The sequence below is a fragment of the Phocaeicola sp. RTP21198st1_B8_RTP21198_201120 genome, from assembly GCF_040929485.1.
In the GTDB taxonomy this organism is placed as follows: Bacteria; Bacteroidota; Bacteroidia; order Bacteroidales; family Bacteroidaceae; genus Phocaeicola; species Phocaeicola dorei.
Genome location: NZ_JBCOCI010000023.1, coordinates 28,891 through 43,144 on the forward strand (window position 1 = coordinate 28,891; position 14,254 = coordinate 43,144).

The window sequence follows — 14,254 nt, forward strand, 5'->3', positions numbered from 1 at the left end:
ATGATACAAGTAGAATCCAGACTTACAGTGTGTGACAACAGTGGCGCTAAAGAAGCTCTTTGTATCCGCGTATTAGGTGGTACAAAGAGACGTTACGCTTCTGTAGGGGATGTCATTGTAGTTTCTATCAAGAGTGTAATCCCCTCTAGTGATGTTAAAAAAGGTGCAGTATCAAAGGCTTTAATTGTACGTACTAAGAAAGAAATCCGTCGTGCTGATGGTTCTTATATTCGTTTTGATGATAATGCTTGCGTATTGTTGAATAATGCAGGTGAAATTAGAGGAAGTCGTATTTTTGGCCCTGTTGCAAGAGAATTGCGTGCTGCAAACATGAAAGTGGTATCACTTGCACCTGAAGTACTTTAATTTTGTAAAAGATTTAAGTAATGAGTAAATTACATATAAAAAAAGGCGATACAGTTTACGTAAACTCTGGTGAAGATAAAGGTAAAACTGGCCGTGTGCTGAAAGTTCTTGTTAAAGAAGGACGTGCACTTGTAGAAGGTATCAATATGGTATCGAAAAGTACCAAACCTAATGCAAAGAACCCTCAGGGTGGTATCGTGAAGCAGGAAGCTGCTATACATATCTCAAACTTGAATGTGGTTGATCCTAAAACAGGCAAGCCAACACGTGTGGGAAGAAGAGAAAGTTCTGATGGTAGAACATTTGTTCGTTATGCTAAAAAATCAGGAGAGGAGATTAAATAATGAGTAATACTGCTAGCCTTAAGAAAGAATATGCAGAGCGCATTGCGCCTGCATTGAAGAATCAGTTCCAATATTCTTCAACAATGCAGATCCCCGTACTTAAGAAGATTGTTATTAATCAAGGATTGGGTATGGCTGTTGCTGACAAGAAGATTATTGAAGTTGCTATTAATGAGTTAACAGCAATTACGGGTCAGAAAGCTGTTGCAACAGTTTCACGTAAAGATATCGCTAACTTTAAGTTGCGTAAGAAAATGCCGATTGGCGTAATGGTGACTTTGCGTCGTGAAAGAATGTATGAGTTCCTTGAAAAACTTGTTCGTGTTGCTTTGCCACGTATTCGTGACTTTAAAGGTATCGAAAGTAAGTTCGATGGAAGAGGTAATTATACATTGGGTATTCAGGAACAAATCATTTTCCCTGAAATAAATATCGATAGTATTACTAAAATTCTCGGAATGAATATTACCTTTGTAACTTCTGCTCCGACAGATGAAGAAGGTTATGCTTTGTTGAAGGAATTTGGTTTACCGTTTAAAAACTCAAAAAAAGATTAATATATTATGGCAAAAGAATCAATGAAGGCTCGTGAAGTAAAAAGAGCCAAACTTGTAGCCAAATATGCTGAAAAACGTGCTGCGTTGAAAAAGATTGTCAACTCAGGTGATCCTGCTGAAGCTTTTGAAGCTGCTCAGAAATTACAGGCTATTCCTAAGAATGCTAATCCTATTCGTTTGCACAACCGTTGTAAATTGACCGGTCGTCCTAAAGGCTATATTCGTCAGTTCGGGATTTCAAGAATTCAGTTCCGCGAAATGGCTTCTAATGGTTTGATCCCGGGCGTTAAGAAAGCAAGCTGGTAATTCTTTTTATTTTTAAATATTGTCAGGGTAGTCCTGATTAATTTAATTTATTATTATATGACAGATCCAATCGCAGATTATCTCACCAGATTGAGAAATGCAATTAGTGCAAAGCACAGAGTAGTAGAAGTGCCTGCCTCAAATTTGAAAAAGGAAATCACTAAGATCCTTTTCGACAAAGGCTACATTCTGAACTACAAGTTTGTAGAAGATGGTCCTCAAGGAACTATCAAAGTGGCTTTGAAGTACGACTCAGTAAACAAAGTAAATGCTATTAAGAAACTTATTAGAGTTTCCACTCCGGGTTTACGTAAGTATACGGGTTACAAAGACATGCCGAGAGTTATTAATGGTTTAGGTATTGCTATAATATCTACTTCCAAAGGTGTAATGACTAACAAAGAAGCTGCTGAACTGAAAATTGGTGGTGAAGTTCTTTGTTATGTATATTAATAGGAGGATAAGCAATGTCAAGAATAGGAAAATTACCCATTAGTATTCCCACTGGAGTAACAGTTACTCTGAAGGATAATGTAGTTACTGTAAAAGGTCCTAAAGGCGAACTTAGCCAATTTGTTGATCCTTCTATCAATGTTGCAATTGAAGATGGACATGTGATGTTGACAGAAAACGAAAACGAGATGTTGGATAACATAAAACAAAGACATGCTTTTCACGGCTTGTATCGTTCTTTGGTTAACAACATGGTTATTGGTGTTTCTGAAGGTTATAAGAAAGAACTGGAACTTGTCGGTGTAGGTTACCGTGCTTCAAACAATGGTAATATTATTGATTTCGCTTTGGGTTATACTCATAATATCTTTATGCAGTTGCCTCCTGAAATCAAGGTAGAAACTAAGTCAGAAAGAAATAAGAACCCTCTTATTATATTGGAATCTTGTGACAAACAACTGCTTGGTCAGGTTTGCTCAAAAATACGTTCTTTCCGTAAGCCGGAACCTTATAAAGGTAAAGGTATTAAGTTTGTTGGCGAAGAAATTCGTAGAAAGTCTGGTAAGTCAGCCGGTGCTAAATAATTTACATAAAATTGTATTATCATGACAACAAAATTAGAAAGACGAATCAAGATCAAATATAGAGTACGCAATAAGATTTCAGGTACTACTGAACGTCCGCGTATGAGTGTGTTTAGAAGTAACAAGCAGATTTACGTTCAAGTTATCGATGACTTGTCTGGTAGAACTTTGGCTGCAGCTTCATCTTTGGGAATGGAAGCTATGCCTAAGAAAGAACAGGCTGCTAAAGTTGGTGAACTGATTGCTAAGAAAGCTCAGGAAGCTGGTATTACGACTGTCGTATTCGACCGTAATGGTTACTTGTATCATGGGAGAATAAAAGAAGTAGCTGACGCTGCTCGTAACGGTGGACTTAAATTTTAATCAATTATGGCAGTTAATAATAGAGTTAAGATAACTAACGATATAGAGTTAAAAGACAGATTGGTTGCTATCAACCGTGTTACAAAGGTAACAAAGGGTGGTAGAACATTCAGCTTTTCTGCAATTGTCGTTGTTGGAAACGAAGACGGTATTATTGGTTGGGGCCTTGGTAAAGCAGGTGAAGTAACAGCTGCTATTGCTAAAGGCGTTGAAGCAGCTAAAAAGAACTTGACTCGTGTTCCTGTATTGAAAGGTACAGTTCCTCATGAACAGTCGGCTAAATTTGGCGGCGCTGAAGTATTCATCAAGCCGGCTTCTACCGGTACTGGTGTGGTAGCAGGTGGTGCGATGCGTGCTGTTTTGGAAAGTGTGGGTATTACAGATGTTTTGGCTAAGTCAAAAGGTTCTTCTAATCCGCACAACTTGGTAAAAGCTACTATTTTAGCTTTGGGTGAGATGAGAGATGCCCGTATGGTTGCTCAGAACAGAGGCGTAAGTATGGAAAAAGTATTTAGAGGATAAGGAGGAATTATGTCAACTATTAAGATTAAACAAATAAAAAGTAGAATTGGTGCTCCTGCTGATCAAAAAAGAGTACTCGATGCGCTGGGACTTCGCAAGATGAATCGTGTGGTTGAGCACGAAGAAACTCCTTCTATTCTGGGAATGGTTGAAAAGGTAAAACACCTGGTTGCCATCGTTAAGTAATTCATTGTTAATAAAAAAACTAATTACGATATGAATTTAAGTAATTTAAAACCTGCAGAAGGATCTACAAAGACTAGAAAAAGAATTGGCCGTGGCCCCGGATCTGGTTTGGGTGGTACTTCTACAAGAGGTCATAAAGGTGCTAAATCAAGATCAGGTTATTCAAAGAAGATTGGTTTTGAAGGCGGACAGATGCCTCTTCAACGTCGTGTTCCGAAGTTTGGTTTTAAGAATATTAACCGTGTAGAATATAAAGCTATTAACCTTGAAACTATTCAGAAATTGGCTGAAGCTAAGAATCTGACTAAGGTAGGTATGAATGACTTTATTGAAGCTGGTTTCATTTCTTCTAATCAATTGGTAAAAGTACTAGGTAACGGTAGTTTGACTACTAAGCTTGATGTGGAAGCTAATGCTTTTTCAAAGAGTGCGGTAGCTGCAATCGAAGCTGTTGGTGGTAATGCAGTAAAACTCTGATTCAATGAGAAAATCTATTGAAACATTAAAGAATATATGGAAAATTGAGGATCTGAGACAAAGGATCCTCATTACTATATTATTTGTTGCAATTTACAGGTTTGGTTCTTACGTGGTTCTGCCAGGTATTAACCCTGCTATGTTAACTCAGTTGCATAAACAAACGAGTGAAGGTTTGTTAGCCTTGTTAAACATGTTCTCTGGAGGAGCGTTTTCTAATGCATCTATTTTTGCATTGGGAATCATGCCATATATCTCGGCATCAATTGTAATTCAGCTTTTGGCGATTGCTGTTCCCTACTTTCAGAAAATCCAGCGTGAAGGTGAAAGTGGTAGAAGAAAAATCAATCAGTATACCCGTATATTGACAATTGCAATTTTGGTTTTCCAAGCTCCCTCATACTTGCTTAACCTTAAGATGCAAGCCGGACCATCACTTAATGCTTCATTAGATTGGACATTCTTTATAATTACTTCTACCATCATTTTGGCAGCTGGAAGTATGTTTATTCTGTGGCTTGGAGAAAGAATAACAGATAAAGGGATAGGTAATGGTATATCATTCATCATTTTGATAGGTATTATTGCCCGTCTGCCACAATCTTTATTCCAGGAGTTCGTTTCTCGTTTGGCTTCTCCGGGTGCAGGTGGTATCATCATGTTTTTGTTGGAAATAGTATTTTTGTTGTTCGTTATTGCAGCAGCAATTTTGCTGGTTCAAGGCGTCCGCAAAGTTCCCGTGCAATATGCAAAACGTATTGTAGGAAACAAACAATATGGTGGTGCAAGACAATATATTCCTTTAAAGGTGAATGCTGCGAATGTAATGCCTATCATCTTTGCCCAGGCAATCATGTTTATCCCTATTACATTGGTAGGTTTCTCAAATGCTGCAACCGCAAGTGGTATTGTACGTGCATTTGTAGATCATACTAGCTTCTGGTATAATTTTGTTTTTGCAATATTGATTATTGTGTTTACATACTTCTATACTGCAATAACAATTAATCCTAACCAGATGGCAGAAGATATGAAGAGAAATAATGGTTTTATTCCGGGAATAAAACCAGGTAAGAATACAGCTGAGTATATAGATGCGATTATGTCTCGTATTACTCTGCCGGGTTCTATATTCTTGGCTCTTGTAGCCATTATGCCTGCATTTGCTGGCATTTTTGGAGTAAAAGCTGAGTTCGCCCAGTTCTTCGGTGGTACATCCTTATTGATTCTTGTAGGTGTTGTATTGGATACACTCCAACAGGTAGAAAGTCATTTGTTGATGCGCCATTATGACGGATTGTTAAATTCTGGAAGAATCAAGGGGCGTGCTGGTAATGTTGCTGCATATTAATTAGTCTGAGATGATATTTCTTAAGACAGATGATGAGATAGAGCTGCTTCGTCAGAGTAACCTACTTGTAGGTAGGACTCTGGCTGAAGTTGCTAAATTGATAAAACCCGGTGTGACAACTAAGGAACTTGACAAGGTGGCCGAAGAGTTTATTAGAGATAATGGAGCTGTTCCTACTTTTAAAGGTTTTCCAAATCAGTATGGTGATCCCTTCCCCAGTACCTTGTGTACTTCGGTAAATGATCAGGTTGTACACGGTATTCCCAATGATACCCCTTTGAAAGAAGGTGATATTGTTTCTGTTGATTGTGGTACTTATATGAATGGTTTTTGTGGGGATTCAGCTTATACTTTCTGTGTAGGAGAAGTTGATCCTGAGGTCTTGAAACTTTTGAAGACAACAAAAGAAGCTTTATATTTAGGTATAGAGAATGCCATTCATGGAAAGCGTTTGGGTGATATAGGTTTTGCTGTCCAGCAACATTGCGAGGCTAATTCCTATGGTGTGGTAAGAGAATTTGTAGGTCATGGCATTGGAAAAGATATGCATGAAGATCCGCAGGTACCCAATTATGGAAAAAGAGGATATGGCACTCTGTTGAAAAAGGGTATGTGCATTGCCATCGAACCGATGATAACATTGGGTTCCCGCCAAATAGTAATGGAAAGAGATGGATGGACAGTGCGTACACGCGATAGGAAATGTGCCGCTCACTTTGAGCATACAGTTGCAATAGGAGTTGGGAAGGCAGATATTTTGTCCTCATTTGAATATGTCGAACAAGTATTAGGAGATAAAGCAATTTAATATGGCAAAGCAATCCGCAATAGAACAAGATGGAGTTATAGTTGAAGCATTGTCTAATGCAATGTTTCGTGTTGAGCTAGAAAACGGGCATGAGATTACTGCTCATATCTCTGGCAAGATGAGAATGCATTACATTAAAATATTACCCGGGGATAAGGTCAGAGTAGAGATGTCTCCTTATGACTTATCTAAAGGAAGAATCGTTTTTAGATACAAATAAAAAAGAAATAAGATATGAAAGTAAGAGCATCATTAAAGAAACGTACGCCGGAATGCAAAATCGTTAGACGAAATGGCCGTTTGTATGTTATTAACAAGAAAAATCCTAAGTATAAACAACGTCAAGGATAATTTATTATTTTTGCAAAAAAAATAATTTAGTATATGGCTATAAGAATAGTTGGTGTAGATTTGCCTCAGAATAAGAGAGGCGAGATTGCGTTAACCTATGTATATGGTATTGGACGCAGTAGTTCAGCAAAAATCTTGGATAAGGCTGGTGTTGACAGAGATGTGAAAGTGAAAGACTGGACAGATGACCAGGCTGCTAGAATTCGTGAAATCATTGGTGCTGAATACAAAGTAGAAGGTGATCTTCGTTCAGAAGTGCAATTAAACATTAAGCGATTAATGGATATTGGTTGCTATCGTGGTGTACGTCACCGTATTGGTCTGCCGGTTCGTGGCCAGAGCACTAAGAACAACGCTCGTACACGTAAGGGAAGAAAGAAAACAGTTGCAAATAAGAAAAAAGCTACTAAATAATAATTGTTGATATGGCAAAAAAAACAGTCGCAGCTAAGAAGAGAAATGTGAAGGTTGACGCTAATGGACAGTTGCATGTTCATTCTTCATTCAACAACATCATTGTATCTTTGGCAAATAGTGAAGGTCAGATTATCTCATGGTCTTCTGCAGGTAAGATGGGATTTAGAGGTTCTAAGAAGAACACTCCTTATGCAGCACAGATGGCTGCACAAGATTGCGCTAAAGTAGCGTTTGATCTTGGCCTGAGAAAGGTTAAAGCTTATGTAAAGGGTCCTGGAAACGGACGTGAGTCTGCTATCAGAACTGTTCACGGAGCTGGTATCGAGGTTACTGAAATTATTGATGTAACTCCGCTTCCACACAACGGTTGTCGTCCTCCGAAAAGAAGAAGAGTTTAATAGATAACCTATTTTTATATGTAACTTGATTTTGTTAATAATGGATTGCACTTCCTTTCTGTAATCGCGGCTGCAACAAATTAAGTTCATTAGTAACAATTAAATTAGAAAAAGAAATGGCTAGATATACTGGACCAAAATCAAGAATTGCCCGTAAATTCGGTGAAGGAATCTTTGGAGCAGATAAAGTTTTATCTAAGAAGAATTATCCTCCCGGACAACATGGTAACAACAGAAGAAGAAAGACTTCTGAGTATGGTGTCATGTTGGCAGAAAAACAAAAAGCTAAATATACTTACGGTGTGTTGGAAAAACAATTCCGTAACCTGTTTGAAAAGGCTGCAAGTGCTAACGGTATTACCGGTGAAATCTTGTTGCAGAGTTTAGAGGCTCGTCTTGACAACGTGGTGTTCCGTTTGGGTATTGCTCCGACTCGTGCTGCTGCCCGTCAGTTAGTAAGTCACAAGCACATTACAGTAGATGGAAAGGTAGTTAATATTCCTTCATTCTCTGTAAAACCCGGTCAGATTGTGGGTGTACGCGAAAGATCTAAATCTTTGGAAGTGATTGCTAATTCACTTGCAGGATTCAATCATAGCAAATATCCTTGGTTGGAGTGGGATGAAAGTTCTAAGGTAGGTAAGTTGTTACATATACCTGAAAGAGCAGACATTCCTGAAAACATTAAAGAACACTTGATCGTTGAATTGTACTCTAAATAATAATTAATTTCATGGCGATATTAGCATTTCAAAAACCTGATAAAGTATTAATGTTGGAAGCGGACTCCAGATTTGGAAAATTTGAGTTCCGTCCACTCGAACCCGGTTTCGGTATTACCGTAGGTAATGCTTTACGCCGTATTCTTCTTTCTTCATTGGAAGGATTTGCAATCAATACGATTAAGATCGAAGGTGTAGAACATGAGTTCGCATCTGTACCTGGTGTTAAAGAAGACGTGACCAACATTATCTTAAATCTGAAGCAAGTCAGATTTAAGCAAGTAGTAGAAGAGTTCGAAAATGAAAAGGTAAGCATTACCGTTGAGAATTCTAGTGAATTTAAGGCAGGTGATATAAGTAAGTATTTGACTGGATTTGAAGTGTTAAATCCTGAATTGGTTATTTGCCATTTAGATTCAAAAGCAACAATGCAGATGGACATTACTATTAATAAAGGTAGAGGGTATGTTCCGGCCGACGAAAACCGCGAATATTGTACCGATGTTAATGTAATTCCTATCGATTCTATTTACACACCGATACGTAATGTAAAATATCAGGTGGAAAACTTCCGTGTTGAACAGAAGACTGACTACGAAAAGCTGGTATTGGAAATTACTACCGATGGTTCCATTCACCCGAAGGAAGCTTTGAAAGAAGCCGCTAAAATATTGATTTATCATTTCATGTTGTTCTCTGATGAAAAGATTACTCTTGAAACATCCGATGTGGACGGCAATGAAGAATTTGATGAAGAAGTATTGCACATGCGCCAGCTGCTTAAGACTAAGCTTGTTGATATGGACCTCTCAGTTCGTGCCTTGAACTGCTTGAAAGCTGCCGATGTGGAAACATTGGGTGACTTGGTACAGTTCAACAAGACAGATCTGTTGAAGTTCAGAAACTTCGGTAAGAAATCGCTCACGGAGCTTGATGATTTGCTCGAGGGTCTGAATCTGTCGTTTGGGACCGATATCTCTAAATATAAATTAGATAAAGAATAAAAAATGAGACATAATAAGAAATTCAATCATTTAGGTCGTACTGCTTCTCATAGAAGTGCTATGTTATCTAACATGGCTTGTTCTTTGATCAAGCACAAAAGAATCACTACGACTGTTGCAAAGGCTAAAGCTTTGAAGAAATTCGTTGAGCCTTTAATTACAAAATCTAAAGACGACACAACTAATTCACGTCGTGTTGTATTTAGCAACTTGCAAGATAAGTTTGCTGTAACGGAGTTGTTCAAAGAAATCTCTGTAAAAGTAGCAGATCGTCCGGGTGGTTACACTCGTATCATCAAAACAGGTCATCGTTTGGGTGATAATGCTGAAATGTGCTTTATCGAATTGGTAGATTACGATGAAAACATGGCTAAGACTGCAACTGCTAAGAAAGCAACTCGTACTCGTCGTTCTAAGAAGAGTGCAGCCGCTACAGAAGCTCCTGCAGCATCGGCAGCTGAAACTACAGAGGAGGCCCCTAAAGCTGAATAATCTGTATATCATCATATATATAAAAGCCATAGCTATAAAAGCTGTGGCTTTTTTTTATTTTATGCCATGACCGGCAGTAATGAGAAAACAAGCTGAGAGCGCTTTCGTCCACATAAATATTACTTGTCCTGTTTACAAAAGTTTTGATATGAACGAAGCATACAGAACGAGAACAGCTTTTAGATTAAAGCCGGAATTAAGAACACTGAATAATTCCTTCAAAACCTTCATGGATAGATAACTGCCTGTATCTCAAAAAGAAATCATGAAGGAGTTGAGAGCTGATCCTTCATATCTTTTGATAATCCTTCAAATCTCCTTTAAAACAAAATACCTTTGATATTTGTTAATTATTGTATGAAATGAAACCTAAGAAGCTATTTATGTTATCTTTGTAACTCAAACAGTAAGCAATGAGAGGATTTGTAACAGTCATATTATTTTTTCTGTTTGCTTTGGCTTTTGCCAGAACAGAATATGTTGATGCAGTTCCAGCTGCGTTAATGACGGTATGTACTGTACAGAATACGGATACTACTCCGCAGGACTCCATCAATGAGGATAGTGTCATTCCCATGGATAGCAATAAGGGAATAGCAGATATGGAGTTTGGGGATGCTCATACTTTAGCACATCGTGTCAGTGCTTCTGCAGAGCGTATGTACCGTTTTTCCTCCATAGAGACTACCCAATTTATAAAGACTTTGTTGCGTAAGATGGCCGCCCGGATGGCCAGTCTTGCAAGCTGTCATACCCATGTGTATGCCTCTTCCCACTCCCTTCATTGGGATAGTGCTTGCGAGCACTATATCTTCGGTATGAGGCGTATTCTCATTTAGCTTTTATTCTTTTACCAATTTGTTTTTTCATGGTTCCGTCTTGTCGGTGATGGCGAGATGTGACCTTGGTATGAATTATTGTCTTTTTAATTAGTAAAGAATAAAATTTAAATTATTATGAGTAATACAGTTTCTACTGAAGCGACCTTATTTTCAACAACACATCCTGATGTCGTAAAACGTACTAGTATTTCTTCTGTTATCATATCCGCTATCCTTTGCGTGATAGGTGCAGGTGCATTTGCAACCTCTTTAAAGATGGGGGATTCCTCATCCACCATGAGTATGGTGTTTATGGCTGGTGGAACCATTTTGTTTCTGTGGGCCGTATTCCGCCTTTTCTGGCGAAGCAAGGAATGGGTATATGCACCTACCGGCAGTGTAGCTAAAGAAGGAGCCTGCTTCTTTGATGTATGCGATTTACAGGCTTTAACGGAAACGTTGGAGAAAAAAGGTTTTGAAACCAAGAATGACGTGAAAGTAAAGACAAACGGAAACGTACGTATGGACTATATGATTTCTCAGGATAAGAAATTCGTTGCGGCCCAGTTGTTCCGTTTCATCCCCTATACATACGAGCCTGCATCTTCTGTGTTTTATTTCACGGGAGACGATGCAAGTGCGTTTGTACATTGCTTGGAAACAAGTGAATTTTGATTTTCTATGACTCTTTATGTTATGAAATAAGGTGTGCCTGTGAAGGTCTGCTTTATTTGCTTAAGACGTTAATGTGATAAATTGTTGGGTGGGGTTAGTCGTTGATGATTAGCCCCATCTTTTTCATCAGGAAGCAAGCGTTCATATTTTGTGCGATACCTTCACGGAGTTTGTATGAAAAAGTCAGTTCATCATTGGTGATATCAGCTTCAAAGCAATAATTCCGTATCTCTTTGGGGAAATATTCTATTAATTTCCCTAATAGCAGGTCGTGTGTGGCAATGATACCGTTCGTTTTCAGTTCCATCAGTTGGCGTACCAGGGCGAATGAGCCTTTCTGCTTGTCCATCGAGTTAGTTCCTTTTAAAATCTCATCCAGAATGATGAACAACTCCTCTCCCTTATTCAGGCGGTCTATAATTTGTTTCAATCGTTTTAGTTCGGCAAAGAAGTAAGATTCGTTGTCTGTCAACGAATCGGAAGTCCGCAAGCTTGTCACTAGTTTGGCAGGATATATTTCAAGGGAGGAACAGCATACAGGGCAGCCGGTACATGCCAATACATAATTCACTCCGATCGTACGCAGATAAGTACTTTTCCCTGCCATGTTGGCTCCTGTGATGATGACAAAGAACGGTCTTGAGGGGATATCGGCATCATTGGTCACACATTGCCGTGCAGGCATCAGGGGATGTCCCATATCCTTTGCAAGGAAAACAAAAGGCTTGCCGGCAATGGCCGGATAGGCGTATGCGGGATGGTTGCCGGCAAATGTCGCCAGCGAACAAAGAGCATCAATGTCACCCAGGACGTCCAGCCAGTGAAGCAGATATTTTCCATATTTGTGCCTCCATTGTTCAATGCGCATTACCTGCCGGAGTTGCCAGAACATGGAACCTTCTAGCAAGACATATAACAATTGGTTGTTGCGCAAGTCCAGTTTGTCCAGTTCCCGTGAAAGCTCTTTCAAAATATGGGTGGTGGATTTCCCGTCCATGCCGAATTCAGCTTTCAGGTGTCTGAGTAGCGGAGCGTTCATTTCCCGGTTCTCTATCAGGCTGATCAGTTCGGCGTAGATAGACAGGATACGTAATTTCTTGTCATAAACTCTTTGCAGATTGCTGACAGGCTTTATCAGTCCGAAACTACCTATCACGAACAGTCCGAAGGCCAGTCCGAACCATGTCATCGGAATGACCCCGGCCACTCCCAGCATAGCCAGTACGATGTTGACTCCGGGAACTATTCCCAATAACGGGCGGCTCCACCATTTCTTGCTGAAATAAGCAGGTGCTTCCGTCCACTCTTTAATTTCTTCGCGGTCGCTTGTCGCCCCTTTGTAGAGCAGACCGGTAATCCGGAATGTTTCCCGGAAATCGGAATAAGCAGCCAGTTCCTTTGTCGCCTCCTGCCGTTGGATTATCTCTTCCTTTATCTCCAGATGATTTTGTAACCATTCTGCCAGTTTTTCCTTTCCGAATGAAGTGCAGGTACGGTTCAAGGCCTGAAACAAAGAGTGCCTTCCGAACAAGTCCAGGTCAAAAGAATACCTGTGGGCCGGGTTTGTAAATTCCTTTCCGTCCTCAAAAGGCTCATAGTTGTCCGCCAGTGCGGAAAGCTCGTCACTATTCACCCGTATGCAGGTTTCCAGCCAGTCTTTGCGGAAAAACAACCGGTTGTGATACTTCACCAATGCCAGAAAAGGAACGAAAGTGACCGCTATAGTGAGACATATAGTGGTTGTTCCTGCCTGATAGAAGTAGATTGTTCCTATAATCCCTGCTGCAAATAACAAGACCCTCAGCGTGCTGATGCGGAGAATCTTATTTTTTACCTGGCGGAGTTCTGCCTCAGCCTGTTCAATGCGCTGTTCGTATTTTGCTTTCAATTCCATAATGATAGGTTGTAAATATTTCCTTGCCATACCGGGTGCGGTTTTGCTGCGGAGAGGGGGGAAGCCTTCTGCGGCGATGCAAGGGTATGGCGAAGAACTTTTCATTTGTTTCCCGGCAAATATATAGAAAAAAAAACGTCTCCTTCTGTTTCTTGTGTTATTTAGACTTATCTTTTCATTTTAGGAAGAAGAGCCTTCCATCCGGAATGATGGCAGTTAGACCGATGAGGATGAATGACAGGAAATGAAATTTTAACATAGCCGATGAATCCATTGTCAATAGGAAAAAGTATATTTGTCTGTCTGATAAAGATTATAAACTACTTGGGGTATGAGAAAAATGATATTCATTTTATGCATTCCGACCGCTTTGCTTTCGGCTTGCTCACCATCCGGAATGCAAGGTAATCCGGCGGCAGTACAAGCCGGTGCGGCCATCGGCGGAGTATTAGGCGCTATTGTGGGTGACAGGGCCGGCGGATATAACGGTTCGCAATTCGGCGCCCTGCTGGGAACTGTAACGGGGGCTGCTGTGGGAAATGCCATAACTACGCCTCGGGAGAAAACTTATCAGGTGGAGGAGTATTACGTGAAGACTTATCCTTCTTCTTCGCAGTATGAGCATACTTCCTCTTATGAGCCTTCGTCAGGATTGAGGATCATCAACCTGCGTTTTATCGATGATAACCGTAACCATGTTATTGATGCGGAAGAAGACAGCAAACTGGTGTTCGATGTGGTGAATGATGGGGATGTGCCCGCTTACAATGTTACTCCGGTGATAGAGGAAATGAGCGGCATGAAACATATTTTGATTTCACCTTCGGCTCAGATAGCCTATATGCCTGTCGGGAATCAGATAAGGTATACGGCCACCATTCGCGGAGGCAGGAAGTTGAAAACAGGCCAGGCGCAATTCCGTGTTTTTGCAACAGAGAGCAACGGGGCGGTGACCGAAGCGCATGAGTTTACTTTGCCTACCCAAAAACGGATAAAGAAATAAGTTCCTTGACTGGCAGGGTCTCTGCGGGCGGATAACCCTTTGCCGGAGACAACGTAAGCGTTCTCAGCCCTATTGTTAAGCCTTTCAGGCCGTCCGGTTACTATCTCCAAAACCTGCGGAGTTATCTCCATAGCCTTTGGAGTTAACTCCGCAAGCTTTG

At 40.1% G+C, this 14,254-nt stretch carries 23 protein-coding genes; 22 read left to right on the forward strand and 1 reads right to left on the reverse strand.

Annotated elements, in window-relative coordinates; translation table 11 throughout:
- From rplN to AB5935_RS10990, 21 genes are all read left to right on the forward strand, one after another.
- Window positions 1-366: a 50S ribosomal protein L14 gene (rplN, locus tag AB5935_RS10890; RefSeq protein ID WP_005844866.1), complete on the forward strand. Its 366-nt coding sequence runs from the start codon at window positions 1-3 to the stop codon at window positions 364-366.
- Between the two features lie 20 nt (window positions 367-386).
- Window positions 387-710: a 50S ribosomal protein L24 gene (gene rplX, locus AB5935_RS10895; RefSeq protein ID WP_007838941.1), complete on the forward strand. Its 324-nt coding sequence runs from the start codon at window positions 387-389 to the stop codon at window positions 708-710.
- On the forward strand, window positions 710-1,267 hold the full coding sequence (gene rplE, locus AB5935_RS10900; protein WP_005844870.1) for a 50S ribosomal protein L5: 558 nt from the start codon (window positions 710-712) through the stop codon (window positions 1,265-1,267). Before rplX ends, rplE begins: the two co-directional genes overlap by 1 nt.
- 6 nt (window positions 1,268-1,273) lie before the next feature.
- The gene (gene rpsN, locus AB5935_RS10905; protein WP_005844872.1) at window positions 1,274-1,573 is read left to right on the forward strand and encodes a 30S ribosomal protein S14; all 300 of its coding nucleotides are present in this window, start codon (window positions 1,274-1,276) and stop codon (window positions 1,571-1,573) included.
- 57 nt (window positions 1,574-1,630) lie between these two features.
- Window positions 1,631-2,026, forward strand: coding sequence for a 30S ribosomal protein S8 (gene rpsH, locus AB5935_RS10910; RefSeq protein ID WP_005844874.1), 396 nt, complete (start codon window positions 1,631-1,633; stop codon window positions 2,024-2,026).
- Between the two features lie 14 nt (window positions 2,027-2,040).
- Window positions 2,041-2,610, forward strand: coding sequence for a 50S ribosomal protein L6 (rplF, locus tag AB5935_RS10915; protein ID WP_007838939.1), 570 nt, complete (start codon window positions 2,041-2,043; stop codon window positions 2,608-2,610).
- A gap of 21 nt (window positions 2,611-2,631) precedes the next feature.
- Window positions 2,632-2,973: a 50S ribosomal protein L18 gene (gene rplR, locus AB5935_RS10920; protein ID WP_005844882.1), complete on the forward strand. Its 342-nt coding sequence runs from the start codon at window positions 2,632-2,634 to the stop codon at window positions 2,971-2,973.
- 6 nt (window positions 2,974-2,979) lie between these two features.
- A complete protein-coding gene (gene rpsE / locus AB5935_RS10925; RefSeq protein WP_007838936.1) occupies window positions 2,980-3,495 on the forward strand; it encodes a 30S ribosomal protein S5 in 516 nt (171 codons plus the stop codon).
- 9 nt (window positions 3,496-3,504) lie between these two features.
- Window positions 3,505-3,681, forward strand: coding sequence for a 50S ribosomal protein L30 (gene rpmD, locus AB5935_RS10930; RefSeq protein WP_007838934.1), 177 nt, complete (start codon window positions 3,505-3,507; stop codon window positions 3,679-3,681).
- A gap of 30 nt (window positions 3,682-3,711) precedes the next feature.
- On the forward strand, window positions 3,712-4,158 hold the full coding sequence (rplO, locus tag AB5935_RS10935; RefSeq protein WP_005844889.1) for a 50S ribosomal protein L15: 447 nt from the start codon (window positions 3,712-3,714) through the stop codon (window positions 4,156-4,158).
- Between the two features lie 4 nt (window positions 4,159-4,162).
- Window positions 4,163-5,509: a preprotein translocase subunit SecY gene (gene secY, locus AB5935_RS10940; RefSeq protein WP_005844891.1), complete on the forward strand. Its 1,347-nt coding sequence runs from the start codon at window positions 4,163-4,165 to the stop codon at window positions 5,507-5,509.
- Between the two features lie 10 nt (window positions 5,510-5,519).
- A complete protein-coding gene (gene map, locus AB5935_RS10945) occupies window positions 5,520-6,317 on the forward strand; it encodes a type I methionyl aminopeptidase (RefSeq protein ID WP_038604944.1) in 798 nt (265 codons plus the stop codon).
- 1 nt (window position 6,318) lies between these two features.
- On the forward strand, window positions 6,319-6,537 hold the full coding sequence (infA, locus tag AB5935_RS10950) for a translation initiation factor IF-1 (protein ID WP_002558052.1): 219 nt from the start codon (window positions 6,319-6,321) through the stop codon (window positions 6,535-6,537).
- A 14-nt stretch (window positions 6,538-6,551) separates the two neighbouring features.
- Window positions 6,552-6,668: a type B 50S ribosomal protein L36 gene (gene ykgO / locus AB5935_RS10955; RefSeq protein ID WP_002558051.1), complete on the forward strand. Its 117-nt coding sequence runs from the start codon at window positions 6,552-6,554 to the stop codon at window positions 6,666-6,668.
- Between the two features lie 33 nt (window positions 6,669-6,701).
- Entirely contained in the window at window positions 6,702-7,082 is a 381-nt protein-coding gene (rpsM, locus tag AB5935_RS10960) for a 30S ribosomal protein S13 (RefSeq protein WP_007838931.1), read from the forward strand.
- 11 nt (window positions 7,083-7,093) lie between these two features.
- Window positions 7,094-7,483 (forward strand): 30S ribosomal protein S11, encoded by a 390-nt coding sequence (gene rpsK, locus AB5935_RS10965; protein ID WP_005844897.1) that lies wholly within the window; start codon window positions 7,094-7,096, stop codon window positions 7,481-7,483.
- 116 nt (window positions 7,484-7,599) lie between these two features.
- Entirely contained in the window at window positions 7,600-8,205 is a 606-nt protein-coding gene (gene rpsD, locus AB5935_RS10970; protein ID WP_005844899.1) for a 30S ribosomal protein S4, read from the forward strand.
- A gap of 11 nt (window positions 8,206-8,216) precedes the next feature.
- Complete coding sequence (locus AB5935_RS10975) at window positions 8,217-9,209, forward strand: DNA-directed RNA polymerase subunit alpha (RefSeq protein WP_005844902.1); 993 nt, start codon at window positions 8,217-8,219, stop codon at window positions 9,207-9,209.
- 3 nt (window positions 9,210-9,212) lie between these two features.
- Entirely contained in the window at window positions 9,213-9,701 is a 489-nt protein-coding gene (gene rplQ / locus AB5935_RS10980) for a 50S ribosomal protein L17 (RefSeq protein ID WP_007838929.1), read from the forward strand.
- A gap of 413 nt (window positions 9,702-10,114) precedes the next feature.
- Window positions 10,115-10,540 carry a hypothetical protein gene (locus tag AB5935_RS10985; protein ID WP_007838928.1) on the forward strand — a complete coding sequence of 142 codons (426 nt, stop codon included), beginning with the start codon at window positions 10,115-10,117 and terminating at the stop codon, window positions 10,538-10,540.
- Between the two features lie 117 nt (window positions 10,541-10,657).
- A complete protein-coding gene (locus AB5935_RS10990; RefSeq protein ID WP_007841170.1) occupies window positions 10,658-11,197 on the forward strand; it encodes a hypothetical protein in 540 nt (179 codons plus the stop codon).
- A gap of 94 nt (window positions 11,198-11,291) precedes the next feature.
- Here the strand turns inward: AB5935_RS10990 and AB5935_RS10995 are convergent, their stop codons facing one another.
- Complete coding sequence (locus AB5935_RS10995; protein ID WP_008654476.1) at window positions 11,292-13,091, reverse strand: MutS family DNA mismatch repair protein; 1,800 nt, start codon at window positions 13,089-13,091, stop codon at window positions 11,292-11,294.
- A gap of 331 nt (window positions 13,092-13,422) precedes the next feature.
- Between AB5935_RS10995 and AB5935_RS11000 the strand changes: the two genes are divergently transcribed.
- The gene (locus AB5935_RS11000) at window positions 13,423-14,094 is read left to right on the forward strand and encodes a glycine zipper domain-containing protein (protein ID WP_007841167.1); all 672 of its coding nucleotides are present in this window, start codon (window positions 13,423-13,425) and stop codon (window positions 14,092-14,094) included.
- Window positions 14,095-14,254 lie beyond the last annotated feature (160 nt).